Source organism: Blattabacterium cuenoti (genome assembly GCF_014251955.1).
Lineage (GTDB): Bacteria > Bacteroidota > Bacteroidia > Flavobacteriales > Blattabacteriaceae > Blattabacterium > Blattabacterium cuenoti_L.
Genome location: NZ_CP059203.1, coordinates 448,146 through 460,401 on the forward strand (window position 1 = coordinate 448,146; position 12,256 = coordinate 460,401).

The 12,256-nt window shown below is 24.7% G+C and carries 14 protein-coding genes and 1 tRNA gene; 11 read left to right on the forward strand and 4 right to left on the reverse strand.

The genetic code is table 11. The annotated features are described in order from the left end of the window. The first annotated feature begins 6 nt into the window (after positions 1 to 6). From yajC to H0H53_RS02150, 3 genes are read left to right on the forward strand one after another with little or no spacing between them, the layout of a single operon-like run. The gene (yajC, locus tag H0H53_RS02140; protein ID WP_185870364.1) at positions 7 to 366 is read left to right on the forward strand and encodes a preprotein translocase subunit YajC; all 360 of its coding nucleotides are present in this window, start codon (positions 7 to 9) and stop codon (positions 364 to 366) included. Then, positions 363 to 992: a dephospho-CoA kinase gene (gene coaE / locus H0H53_RS02145; RefSeq protein WP_185870365.1), complete on the forward strand. Its 630-nt coding sequence runs from the start codon at positions 363 to 365 to the stop codon at positions 990 to 992. Before yajC ends, coaE begins: the two co-directional genes overlap by 4 nt. After that, the gene (locus H0H53_RS02150) at positions 967 to 1,074 is read left to right on the forward strand and encodes a 30S ribosomal protein THX (RefSeq protein ID WP_185870366.1); all 108 of its coding nucleotides are present in this window, start codon (positions 967 to 969) and stop codon (positions 1,072 to 1,074) included. The genes coaE and H0H53_RS02150 overlap by 26 nt, the downstream gene beginning before the upstream one ends. Here the strand turns inward: H0H53_RS02150 and H0H53_RS02155 are convergent. Then, on the reverse strand, positions 1,071 to 1,772 hold the full coding sequence (locus tag H0H53_RS02155) for a zinc metallopeptidase (protein WP_185870367.1): 702 nt from the start codon (positions 1,770 to 1,772) through the stop codon (positions 1,071 to 1,073). The genes H0H53_RS02150 and H0H53_RS02155 overlap by 4 nt on opposite strands. 139 nt (positions 1,773 to 1,911) lie before the next feature. On the opposite strand from H0H53_RS02155, the gene H0H53_RS02160 reads away from it, so the two are divergent. Further along, complete coding sequence (locus tag H0H53_RS02160) at positions 1,912 to 3,195, forward strand: NAD(P)/FAD-dependent oxidoreductase (protein WP_185870368.1); 1,284 nt, start codon at positions 1,912 to 1,914, stop codon at positions 3,193 to 3,195. Here H0H53_RS02160 and H0H53_RS02165 read toward each other — a convergent pair. After that, positions 3,174 to 4,178, reverse strand: coding sequence for a chorismate-binding protein (locus H0H53_RS02165; RefSeq protein ID WP_238784254.1), 1,005 nt, complete (start codon positions 4,176 to 4,178; stop codon positions 3,174 to 3,176). The two genes, H0H53_RS02160 and H0H53_RS02165, sit on opposite strands and share 22 nt — an antisense overlap. 59 nt (positions 4,179 to 4,237) lie before the next feature. Beyond that, positions 4,238 to 4,672, reverse strand: coding sequence for a PaaI family thioesterase (locus H0H53_RS02170; RefSeq protein WP_185870369.1), 435 nt, complete (start codon positions 4,670 to 4,672; stop codon positions 4,238 to 4,240). Between the two features lie 172 nt (positions 4,673 to 4,844). On the opposite strand from H0H53_RS02170, the gene H0H53_RS02175 reads away from it, so the two are divergent. From H0H53_RS02175 to miaA, 7 genes are all read left to right on the forward strand, one after another. Further along, positions 4,845 to 5,393 carry an isopentenyl-diphosphate Delta-isomerase gene (locus H0H53_RS02175; protein WP_394798647.1) on the forward strand — a complete coding sequence of 183 codons (549 nt, stop codon included), beginning with the start codon at positions 4,845 to 4,847 and terminating at the stop codon, positions 5,391 to 5,393. A gap of 4 nt (positions 5,394 to 5,397) precedes the next feature. Further along, complete coding sequence (locus H0H53_RS02180; RefSeq protein WP_185870371.1) at positions 5,398 to 5,805, forward strand: 6-pyruvoyl trahydropterin synthase family protein; 408 nt, start codon at positions 5,398 to 5,400, stop codon at positions 5,803 to 5,805. Further along, a complete protein-coding gene (gene gcvT, locus H0H53_RS02185; RefSeq protein ID WP_185870372.1) occupies positions 5,795 to 6,904 on the forward strand; it encodes a glycine cleavage system aminomethyltransferase GcvT in 1,110 nt (369 codons plus the stop codon). The genes H0H53_RS02180 and gcvT overlap by 11 nt, the downstream gene beginning before the upstream one ends. Positions 6,905 to 7,172: 268 nt before the next feature. After that, positions 7,173 to 8,438 (forward strand): MATE family efflux transporter, encoded by a 1,266-nt coding sequence (locus H0H53_RS02190; protein WP_238784288.1) that lies wholly within the window; start codon positions 7,173 to 7,175, stop codon positions 8,436 to 8,438. Between the two features lie 18 nt (positions 8,439 to 8,456). After that, a complete protein-coding gene (locus H0H53_RS02195; protein ID WP_185870374.1) occupies positions 8,457 to 10,106 on the forward strand; it encodes a DEAD/DEAH box helicase in 1,650 nt (549 codons plus the stop codon). A 39-nt stretch (positions 10,107 to 10,145) separates the two neighbouring features. Then, positions 10,146 to 11,237, forward strand: a complete 1,092-nt coding sequence (gene aroC / locus H0H53_RS02200; protein ID WP_185870375.1) for a chorismate synthase — start codon at positions 10,146 to 10,148, stop codon at positions 11,235 to 11,237. Between the two features lie 61 nt (positions 11,238 to 11,298). Beyond that, positions 11,299 to 12,177, forward strand: coding sequence for a tRNA (adenosine(37)-N6)-dimethylallyltransferase MiaA (gene miaA, locus H0H53_RS02205; RefSeq protein ID WP_317168602.1), 879 nt, complete (start codon positions 11,299 to 11,301; stop codon positions 12,175 to 12,177). Here miaA and H0H53_RS02210 read toward each other — a convergent pair. After that, positions 12,137 to 12,212 (reverse strand) — tRNA-Val (locus H0H53_RS02210). The genes miaA and H0H53_RS02210 overlap by 41 nt on opposite strands. Between the last annotated feature and the right edge of the window lie 44 nt (positions 12,213 to 12,256).

The window sequence follows — 12,256 nt, forward strand, 5'->3', positions numbered from 1 at the left end:
TATTTTATGTTTTTCATATTACAACAACAAAATCCTATAATAAGTACTCTTTGGATGTTTTCCTTAATTTTTATTGTTTTTTATTTTTTTATGATACGTCCTCAAATACGAAAACAAAAAACAGAAAAAAAATTTCAAGAGAATATAAAAAAAGGAAATTATATAGTAACAATCTCAGGAATTCATGGAAAAATTATAGAAATAACAAATAATTTTTTCGTATTAGAAACTATTGTAGGTAAAATTAAATTAGAAAGAAATACTGTTTCTAAAGAATTAACTCAATTGCGTTATGGAGATTTTGTAAATAAGAAAAATAAAGAAAATACTACTACGACAATAACAACAAATATAGAAAAAAAATGAAGTCTTTGTTAATAGGAATTACTGGAGAAATGGGATCCGGAAAGAGTTTATTATCCTCTTTTTTCGAAAAAAAAGGAATCCCTGTCTATTCTTCAGATAAAAGAAGTAAATTTTTGATGAATCAAACAAAAAACATAAAAGAAAATATTATAAAATTTTTTGGAAATAAATCTTATAAAAACAATAAAATAAACAAAACATTTTTATCCAAAAAAGTTTTTCAAGATAAAGATTCTCATGCATTAAAATTATTATGTACTATAGTTTATCCATGGATTTTATTAGATTTTAAAAATTGGTTTTTTTCTCAAAAAACTCTCTTTTCCATAAAAGAATCTGCCCTATTATTTGAAAGTGGATCATATAAAGAATGTGATTTAATTATTACCATTAATACTCCTCTTAAAAAAAGGATTGAACGAATAATAAAAAGAGATAAATTAAGTGAAAAACAAATTATGAATCGTATTAAAATTCAAATACCGGATAAAGAAAAAGAAAAACATTCTGATATCATTATAAAAAATGATCAAAATATTTCTTTTTTACAAAAAGAAGCAGAAACAATTTCTAATAAAATTATTCAAAATATTTTCAAATATGGGAAAAGGGGACAAAAAAACTAGAAGAGGAAAAATAAAAAATAAAACTTATGGGAATCTTCGTCCAAATTCAAAAAATTTGAAAAAAAAGAAGAAAAAAAACTAAAATTGTTCATCTCTTTTATTCTTAAGAAAAGACATAAAATATATTAATTGTGATAAACTCCCTAAAGCAGAAACAACATATGTCATAGCAGCCCATTTTAGAGAATCTTTTGCTTGATTGTATTCTTGATAATTTACCAAATTTTTATTTTTTAACCAAATCAAAGCTCTTCTACTTGCATCAAATTCTATTGGAAGAGTAATAAAAGAAAAAATAACGGCCAAAGAAAACAATCCTATTCCTAACTTAAGAAAAAAAGAATTTTCTCCTTCTGAACTATAAAAAATAGCAAGTCCAAACATCATTGTAAAATTAGTAAATTTTGAACTAAAATTTAAAATGGGGACCATTTGATTTCGTAATTTTAACATTTTATAACCTAATTTATGTTGTAAAGCATGTCCACACTCATGTGCTGCAACTGCAATTGCTCCTATAGTTTTCTCTGAATATACTATTTCACTTAAATTAACAGTTTTATTTAAAGGATCATAATAATCTGTTAACTCTCCTTTTACAGAAAGAACATTTACATCATAAATTCCATTATCAGATAACATTTTTTCTGCTATTTCTTTTCCACTCATATGAATATTCATTTCTAATTCAGAATAGAATCTGAATTTATTTCTTAAAATTCTACTCACAATAGCACTAATAAAAAAAATAATTGCAACAATCCAATAATAATAATTCATAACAAAATATAATTTTTCTTTTCAACAAAATTATTAATTAATTTTTATTTTCAATAATGAAAATATTATTATAATATCACTAATTAACTAATTCATTTAATCAAATAAGATCATAAATTTGTACGTCAAATTTTTGATTATGAATATTCCAACAGTAAATAATCTAAAAAGAGTTGTTATTATTGGTGCTGGTTTTGCTGGATTACAAGTAGCAAAAAAATTAAAAAGAGAAAAATTTCAAGTTGTACTTATAGATAAAAATAATTATCATACATTTCAACCTTTATTATATCAAGTAGCTACAGCAGGATTGGAGCCAGATTCTATTGCACATTCTATTAGAACAATTATCAAAAAAAAAAAAAATTTCTTTTTTCGATTAGCTTACGTTCATTACATTAATACAAAAAAACAAAAAATATACACAAGTGTGGGGTCTTTATTTTATGATTATTTAATTATGGCTACAGGATCTGTAACTAATTATTTTGGAAATAAAAACATTGAATCTTTTGCTTTACCTATGAAATCTATTCCAGAAGCATTGGATTTAAGGAGTCTTATTTTACAAGATTTTGAATCTGCTTTATTGATTAAAGATTCAAAAAAAAGAGAACGACTTATGACTTTTGTTATTGTTGGTGGAGGACCAACTGGAGTAGAATTAGCAGGAGCTTTAGCAGAAATGAAAAGATATGTTTTACCAAATGATTATCCTGATTTGGATATTCAACGGATGAATATCCATTTATTACAGGCTTCTACTAGATTATTAGATGGTATGTCTGAAGAATCAGCAAAAGAAGCTTTTAAAAATTTAAAAGAATTAGGAGTAACTATTTGGCTAGATTGTTTAGTAAAAGATTATGATGGAAAAATCGTTTTTATAGACAAAAATAAGAGTATAGAATCCTCTAATGTAATATGGGCTGCAGGAGTAAAAGGAGCTATCATAAAAGGGTTTCTAAAAGAGGATATGAAAGGACAAAGAATTTTAGTGGATAATTATTTCAAAGCTATTAGATATCAAAACATTTTTGCTATTGGAGATATTGCTTGTATGATAACAAATCCATATTATCCAAATGGTCATCCTATGACGGCACAACCAGCCATACAACAAGGAAACTGTCTTGCGGGAAATTTAAATCTTTTTTTAGAGAAAAAACCTATAAAACCTTTTAAATATAAAAATTTAGGATCCATGGCAACTATTGGAAGAAACAAAGCAGTATGTGATTTTCCATATTTCAAATTAAAAGGTTTTCTAGCATGGATTATTTGGATGTTTGTTCACTTAGTTAGTTTAGTTGGATTTAGAAATAGAGTCATTGCTTTAATGAATTGGATTATTCAATATTTTCATTATCACAAAAGTGTACGATTAATCATAAGACCATTTCATAGAAAAAAAATTAATTGAGACAAAATATTTTTTATTTTATTTTCTGTTTCCAAATATTCTTGATCCGCATTACTATTTTCAGTAATTCCGCTTCCAGCATATAATGATATTTCTTTTTTATCCATACTGATTTTTGCACATCTTAAATTAAGATACAACTCCATATTATTATGGTCAACAGGACCAATATATCCTGTATAAAAACTTCTTTTATATCCTTCGTTTTCTTGAATAAATTCTAAAGATTTTTTTTTAGGAAATCCACAAATAGAAGGAGTAGGATGCATGTGTTTTAAAATTTCAAAGTAATTCGGTCTATTCAAAAATGAAAAACTAATAGGAGTTTTAAGATGATATAAATGTCCCATAGTTGTTATTTTAGTTTTTCCTACAAAAACATTTCCAGAATATGTTTTTAATAAATTCACAATATATTCTGTCACTATTTTATGTTCTTCCAATTCTTTTTTTGTCCATTTTTTTTTATCAAAAATTGTTCCAGCTAGAGAAATAGTTTTAAATTTTTTATCATAAGATTTTATCAGCAATTCTGGAGATGCTCCTATCCAAAAACCATGGGGAAAGTCATACCAAAGAGTAACAAAAGCATTAGGATAAGAAAAAATCAATTGTTGAAAAGTTTTTTTTAAATAAAAACGACGAAATGAAAACTTCATGAATCTAGACACGACTACTTTATTAAAAAATCCATTTATTATAGATTTAATAGCTTTTTTAATCAAATTTTTATATTTATGTGAATAAGTTAAAACATAAAAATTTGTTTCATAATTAGAAGAATTAATAGAATTTTTTTGAAAAAAATTATCATCTATATTGATAAAATATATTTTTTTTGGATGTATTTCTATAGTGTTATTGTGATTAAAACTTCCAATCAAAAAAAATCTTTTTTCTTTTTTATTATTTACGTTTTGAGAATAAAAAAAAATTCTATTTTCGTATGGTTTTTTAAAAAGAACAAAACTTTTTCTATCCAAATAATTTTGGATTATTTTTTTATATAAACTTAAAAAAGTTATTTTTTCTTGTTGTTGGATCAACAGGATGTATTTTTTTTTGGAATAATTATATTCGTCATCTTACATAAACTAATAATATCTTTATTTTCATTTAAAATTTTAACTTGAATTAAATGAAGAGTTTTTCCTTTGTGAATAATTTTTGCAAAGGCAAAAATTATTCCTTTTTTCATAGATCGGATATGATTTGCAGATATTTCAATATTAAAAATATTAAAGAAATCTTTGTTTATATTTAAAGTAGATAATGAACTTCCAACACTTTCAGCTAAGGCAATTGTTGCTCCTCCATGAAGAAATCCTACAGGTTGAAATACTTTTTTATTAACAGGCATTTTTGCTACTAAAAAATTTTTTTCTGCATAGACATACTTTATTTTAAGAGTATTCATTAATGTATGTTTTCTAAGTTTATTTAATTTTTTCAATAGTTTTCTAATTTCCTTTTCCATGTTTCATATACTATTATAATATACTATGTTTGATAACAACAATATCAATATTATTCTACTTTACTTTATTTTAGAAAATTAGAAAATAAAAACTATAATAGTAATTTTTTTTCAAAAATTAATTGAGTCAATTAAATTTAATTTATTTTGTTTATCTTCTCACTAAATCATGATGAAAAAAAAAGAAAATCGCATTCCTTTGATAGGAACCAAAAATCAAATTATTGGATTTGAAAATAAAGAAAAAATTCATGTTGAAGGATTATTTCATAGTGCGGTTTCTGTTTTTATCTTTAATACAAAGAATGATAATAATATGTTAATGTTACAAAAAAGATCGTCAGAAAAGTATCATTCTTCCCTACTTTGGACAAATACATCTTGTAGTCATCCTAGAAAAAATGAATCTGTTCTTACAGCTGCTCATCGTTGTTTAATAGAAGAAATGGGCTTTGATTGTTTTTTAGAACACAAATTTTTTTTTACTTATCACGAATTGTTAAACAATGGATTAATAGAAAATGAATTAGATCATGTTTTTGTAGGATATTATTCTAAACCTCCTATAATTAATTCCAAAGAAGTAGATAATTGGAAATGGATGTTTTTGAATGAATTAATACAAGATATTCATCTTACTCCAGATTCTTATACCATATGGTTAAAAATAATTATAAAAAATTATCTAAATAAATTGGATAAAAAAAATAAATTATACTGAAATCATGATAGCAACTATAAGTAGAAAAGGATATTTTAGTGCAGCACATAGACTTTATAATCCTAATTGGGATTATCATAAAAATATAGAAAAATTTGGAAAATGCGCTTATTTAAATTATCATGGACATAACTATGAATATATTGTTAGTTTAACAGGAGAAGTAGATCCAGAAACAGGATTTGTTTTCAGTTTACAAAAACTAAAAAATATTCTTCGTGAAGAAATAGAAAATCTTTTTGATCATAAAAACATTAATTTAGATATTAAAGAATTTTCCTATAAAAATCCTACAGCAGAAAATATTGCAATTTTTATGTGGAATAGAATACATAAAAAAATATCTTCTTCCTTAAATTTAAGGATAATCTTGTACGAAACTGAAAATAACTTTGTTAAATATGAGGGATAATTTTTTAAAAAAAACAGTTTTATACAAATCTCATATACAGTTAAAAGCTAAAATGATTCCTTATTCTGGATTCTGCATGCCGCTTCAATATACTTCTTCTTTAGTAGAACATATGTCTGTAAGAAATTCTGTTGGAATATTCGATGTGAGTCATATGGGAAAATTTCTTTTAAAAGGAAAACATTCTAAAAAACTACTTCAATATTTAACTACAAATAATCTATCTAAAATAACATCTGGACAAGCTCAATACTCTTGCTTAGTCAATCATTTAGGAGGAATTATAGATGATTTAGTCATTTATAAAATTTCAGAAATGGAATTTTTACTCATAGTTAATGCGTCTAATATTGAGAAAAATAAAATATGGATTCATAAAAATATAAATGAAAAAGATGATAACAAATTTTTTGATTTATCTCAAAAATACTCTCTTTTATCTATACAAGGACCAAATTCTTTAGAAGCTATTCAAAAACTAACTAATATTTCATTATATAAAATCCCTTTCTATCATTTTATAATAGGAAAATTTTCAGGGATCGATGAAGTTTTGATTTCTCGTACAGGATATACAGGATCAAAAGGATTTGAAATTTATATTCACAATAAATATGCAGAAAATATTTGGAATGAGATTTTAAAAATAAAAACTAATTCTTTCCAAGTGACACCTTGCGGAATCTCTAGTAGAGATTCATTGAGGTTAGAAATGGGATACCGGTTATATGGTCAAGATCTTTCTGAAAAAATTACACCTATAGAAGCTGGATTATCTTGGATCACAAAATTGGAAAAAAAATTTATTGCAAGAAAAATATTGAAACAACAGAAAAAAGAAGGAAAATATAAAAAATTCATTTCTTTTGTAATAGAAGAAAAAGGAAAAATTCCTAGACAAGGATATTTATTAAAAAATAAAGATAATTTTATTGTTGGAAATGTGACTTCTGGATCTTTTTCTCCAATTCTAAAAAAAGGAATAGGATTAGGATATATAAATAATAATTCAAAAATAGAAAAAAATTCTTATTTTATATCAATAAGGGGAAAAAATATCCCCATTAGAATTGTAAAATTACCTTTTGTTAAAATTTAATATTATTAATTTTTTTTTCTTTTTTTCGTTTATGATGGATAATCTATCATATTAGATTAGAATCAATTAGGCTACCCTAAAATCTCCTTAATAATTTTTTACAATCATCCTAAAATTTATATTTCTCTACTACTCTAATTGATCAATGAGAGATTGTTTAAAAAAATCTGAAACATATTTACAACATTTTAAAAAAAATTTTTTATTAGCTATCCCTGTATTATTCACTCAACTAGGTGTTATCTGTGTCGGTTTTTCTGATAACATGATGGTTGGATTTTTAGGAAAAAAAGCTTTAGCTTCAGTTTCATTATCCAATGCTGTTTTTCTTATTATAATTATTTTTGGATTTGGAATAGCAACATCAATTTCTTCTTTAATAGCATCAGTAGATGCTAAACATGAATATAAAAAAGGAGCTATTATTTTATATCATGGGATAATTATTAATTTTTTTTTATCAATTTTTATGTATATCTCTATCCGTATTTTTTTATTATATATTCTTCCATATTTAGGACAACCTAAAGAAATTTTGAATGATACTATATCTTTTTTAAAGGTTACAGCTATTTCTTTGATTCCATGGATGATTTTTGAAATATTTAGAAAATTTTCAGAAGGATTATCTTTAGTTTTTCCTGGTCTTGTTATTACTTGGATTTCGGTATTTATTAATATTATATTGAATTATTTTTTTATTAATGGGTGTTATGGATTTCCTAAATTGGGCGTTATAGGTGTTGCTTATGCTACTTTGATTTCTCGTATAATTATGTTAATAGGAATTAACTTCTTATTATATAAATATAAAAAAGTTCGTAATTATTATAGTCATTTAAAAATTATTTTTTTAAATAAAAAATATTTAAGAAAAATCCTAAAAATAGGGATTCCTTCTGGATTACATATGTTATTTGAAATGAGTACTTTTTCTATTTCTTCTTTTATATCAGGAAAATGTGGAATTAAAGAATTAGCGGCTCATCAAATAGTTATTAGTCTAATTTCATCGACATTTCTATTATGTACAGGTTTTTCTGTGGCAGCAACAATTAGAATAGGAAATCAACATGCATTAAAAAACTATTTAGAATTAAGAAAAATAGGATGGTCTGTAATACTCATGGGAATGATGTTTATGTTTATTTGTAGTTTTTTATTCATAATTTTTAGAAATTATATTCCCTATATGTATATAAAAAATGATCATGAAGTTGTTCACATAGCAGAAAAAATGATTTTAATAGTTAGTCTTTTTCAATTACCAGATGGAATACAAGGAATAATTATTGGAGCTTTAAGAGGGATGCAAGATGTAAATGTCCCTATGTGGATAAGTTTTTTTTCTTATTGGATCATAGCATTACCGATAGCATGTTTTCTTTCTTTATATTTGAATATGGGAATTCAAGGAGTTTGGATGGGATTAGGAAGTGGACTGACTATCTCCGCTATATTAATGATTTTCAGATATCATAATATAACCAAAAAACTTATAAAAAAACAAAGATCAATAATAATAAACAATTAAGAGAATTCACTTATTTTTATGAAAACATTTAAAGAATATAATTTTTTGAATAATCAAATTATTCAAGCTTTAGAAGACATTGGATTAAAATTTCCAACTCCTATACAAAAAAAAGTTATTCCATACTTGTTATCAGAAAAAAAAGATTTAATCGCTTTGTCTCAAACAGGAACAGGAAAAACAGCCGCGTTTGGATTACCAATTATTCAAAAAATAAATTTGAATTTTTTTCTCCCTCAAGCTTTAATTTTATGTCCAACAAGAGAACTTTGTATACAAATTACACGTGATCTTTGTCGTTTTTCCAAATATATATCCTTGATCAAAATTATTCCATTATATGGAGGAGTGAATATAGAAAACCAAATTCAATCACTTCAAAAAAAGGCTCATATTATTGTTGGAACTCCAGGGAGAATTATTGATTTAATTAGAAGAAAAAAGCTTCATTTATCTGATATTAAATATTTGATTCTTGATGAAGCAGATGAAATGCTAAACATGGGATTTAAAGAAGAATTAGATTCTATTATAGTAAAATTACCAAAAAAAAGACAAAGTCTCCTATTTTCTGCAACAATGTCAGAATATATGAGTGGAATAGCGTATACTTATTTAATAGACCCTATAGAAATTGTTACAGGAAAACGAAATGTAGGTTCTGATGATGTGAAGCATATTTATTATATAGTAAATCAAGATAAGAAATATTCTGCTTTAAAAAGAATTGTAGACATTAATCCAGATATTTATGGAATTGTATTTTGCAAAACAAGGAAAGAAACAAAAAAAATAGCGAATTATTTAATCCAAGATGGATATAATGCAGATGCTCTTTATGGAGATCTTTCACAATCACAACGGGAGTTTGTTATGAGCAAATTTAGAAAAAAATATTTACAGTTTCTTGTAGCAACAGATGTTGCTTCTCGTGGAATAGATATCAATGATATAACTCATGTCATCAACTATAATATTCCAAATGAAAGTGAAATTTATGTTCATAGAAGTGGTCGTACAGGAAGAGCTGGAAATCCAGGAATTTCTGTTTGCATTATCCATTCGAAAGAAACTCATAATTTAAAAGAATTTGAGAAAAAAATAGGAAAAAATTTTGAAAGAATTATGGTTCCTACTGGAAAAGAAATATGTGAAAAACAACTTATGCATTTTATAGAAAAAATTAAAAAAGTATCAGTGGATGATTCATCTATGATGGAGAATTTTCTTCCAGAAATACAAAAAAAATTAAAATATCTTAACAAAGAAGAATTAATAAAACGATTTTCTTGGATAGAATTTAATCGTTTTTTTACTTTTTATAAAAATTCTAAAGATATTAATGACCATAAAAAAACTTTCCTTAAAGGAAAGAATCAATTCAATATTAAAAAAAATTTTTTTTTAAAATCAAAAAAACTTAAAAAATATTTTTCTTCTAAATTTTTTTTAATAAATATAGGATATAAAGATAATCTCACAAAATTAGGATTGATTAATTTAATCAATCAAGCTGCTAATAATTCCCGTATTAATATTGGCCATATAGAAATTTTATCTAATTTTTCATTATTTGAAGTAGAAAAACGTTATCAAAATAAAATATTAATAGGGATGAGTAGAATCAATCATTATGGGAAACCTATTTCTATAGAAATAAAAAATTAAAATTTTATTGTTAAATTATAACAACATGATTAGATTATTATGGCTGGAAATATTTTTGGAAATTTATTTAGAGTAACTACTTTTGGAGAAAGTCATGGAAACGCTTTAGGAGGTGTTATAGATGGATGTCCAGCAGGAATAAAATTAAATTTAGAAAAAATTCAATATGAATTAAATCGTAGAAAGCCAGGACAATCATCAATTGTTACTCAACGAAATGAACCTGATCAAGTGAATTTTCTTTCTGGAATTATGGATGATAATATAACTACAGGAACTCCTATTGGATTTATTGTCTATAATAAAGATCATAAATCTAACGATTATAATCATATTCAGAATATATATAGACCTTCTCATTCAGATTTTACATATGAAAAAAAATATGGAATTAGAGATTATAGAGGAGGTGGACGTTCTTCTGCTCGTGAAACGATATGCAGAGTTATTGCTGGATCTATCGCAAAACAATTAATAAAAGATATAAAAATCATATCTTATGTTTCATCTGTAGGAAATATATCGGTTAATAAATCTTATCAAAATCTCAATTTATCTAAAGAAATGATAGAACATTCCCCTATAAGATGTCCTGATCCAGATATTGCAAAAAAAATGATATCAATGATTCGTGAAATTAAAAAAAATGGGGATACTATAGGGGGAACTATTACTTGTATCATAAAAAATGTACCAGTAGGATTTGGAGAACCTGTTTTTCAAAAATTACATGCTGAATTAGCAAAAGCTATGCTTTCAATCAATGCAGTAAAAGGATTTGAATATGGAAGTGGATTTCTTGGAACAAAGTTAATGGGATCACAACATAATGATTTATTTGAAAATACTAACGGAAAAACTAAAACTAATTTATCTGGAGGAATTCAAGGAGGAATATCAAATGGAATGGATATTTATTTTAGAATAGCATTTAAACCGGTAGCTACAATAATGAAAAAACAAAAAACTATAGATAAATATGGAAATTTTATTTTTATGGAGGGAAAAGGAAGACATGACCCTTGCGTTCTTCCTCGTGCTATTCCTATTGTAGAATCTATGGCAGCTTTAGTTTTAGCAGATTATTGGATGTATAAAAAATTATCTCAATATTCTGAAATAAAAAATTGAAAAAAAAAAATTTCTCATTTTCATTGTAGGACCAACAAGTATTGGAAAAACATCTATTTCTCTGTTTTTAGCAAAAAAATTTAAAACAGAGATTTTATCTTATGATTCTAGACAATTTTACAAAGAACTAAAAATAGGATCCTCTATGCCTACTGATGAAGAATTGAGTTCTGTTCCTCATCATTTTATAGGACATCTAACAATTCATCAGAATTACAATGTCAAATGTTTTGAAAAAGAATCTTTAAAAAAAATTCAAGAATTATTCAATAAATATTCCATTTTAATTATGGTTGGAGGATCTGGTTTATATGAAAAATCCATAACAGAAGGATTATCTGATATTCCTAATATTGATTTTAATATAAGAAAAAATTTAATTTTTAATTTTGAAAAAAAAGGAATTCTTTTTTTACAAAAAGAATTTCAAAAATTTGAGAAAAAACCTTATTCTATAGATATAAATAATCCTCAACGTTTGATTAGATATTTAGAAATAGTGAAATCTACAGGAAATACTCCTTCTTTTTTCTTCAAAAAAAAGAAATCAAGGATAGAGAAAGATTTTACCGTTTTAAAAATAGGATTAATTTTACCAAAACATGAAATTTATTTTCGAATAAATAATAGAGTAGATAAAATGATAAAAAATGGATTGATAGATGAAGCTAAGAAATATTACCATTACAAATATTTGAATAGTTTACAAACTATAGGATACAAAGAAATTTTTGATTTTTTTGATCAAAAAAATTCTATTCATGAAACAATAGAAAAAATAAAACAAAATACTAGAAAATACGCAAAAAGACAATTAACATGGTATAAAAAAGACACATCTATCATATGGTTCAATCCAAAAGAAAAAGAAAAAATATTAAATTTTATTTTAAATCAAGTGGGCAATACTGGATTTGAACCAGTGACCCCCTGCTTGTAAAACAGATGCTCTAAACCAAGCTGAGCTAATTGCCCGTTTTTTTTCATTTTTTTTGGATAGGAAAAAAACAAATCCAAAC

Coding starts and splice junctions, on each gene's coding strand:
- yajC (WP_185870364.1), top strand. CDS start 7: ATGTTTTTCATATTACAACAACAAAATCCTATAATAAGTACTCTTTGG.
- coaE (WP_185870365.1), top strand. CDS start 363: ATGAAGTCTTTGTTAATAGGAATTACTGGAGAAATGGGATCCGGAAAG.
- H0H53_RS02150 (WP_185870366.1), top strand. CDS start 967: ATGGGAAAAGGGGACAAAAAAACTAGAAGAGGAAAAATAAAAAATAAA.
- H0H53_RS02155 (WP_185870367.1), bottom strand. CDS start 1,772: ATGAATTATTATTATTGGATTGTTGCAATTATTTTTTTTATTAGTGCT.
- H0H53_RS02160 (WP_185870368.1), top strand. CDS start 1,912: ATGAATATTCCAACAGTAAATAATCTAAAAAGAGTTGTTATTATTGGT.
- H0H53_RS02170 (WP_185870369.1), bottom strand. CDS start 4,672: ATGGAAAAGGAAATTAGAAAACTATTGAAAAAATTAAATAAACTTAGA.
- H0H53_RS02175 (WP_394798647.1), top strand. CDS start 4,845: ATGAAAAAAAAAGAAAATCGCATTCCTTTGATAGGAACCAAAAATCAA.
- H0H53_RS02180 (WP_185870371.1), top strand. CDS start 5,398: ATGATAGCAACTATAAGTAGAAAAGGATATTTTAGTGCAGCACATAGA.
- gcvT (WP_185870372.1), top strand. CDS start 5,795: ATGAGGGATAATTTTTTAAAAAAAACAGTTTTATACAAATCTCATATA.
- H0H53_RS02190 (WP_238784288.1), top strand. CDS start 7,173: ATGGTTGGATTTTTAGGAAAAAAAGCTTTAGCTTCAGTTTCATTATCC.
- H0H53_RS02195 (WP_185870374.1), top strand. CDS start 8,457: ATGAAAACATTTAAAGAATATAATTTTTTGAATAATCAAATTATTCAA.
- aroC (WP_185870375.1), top strand. CDS start 10,146: ATGGCTGGAAATATTTTTGGAAATTTATTTAGAGTAACTACTTTTGGA.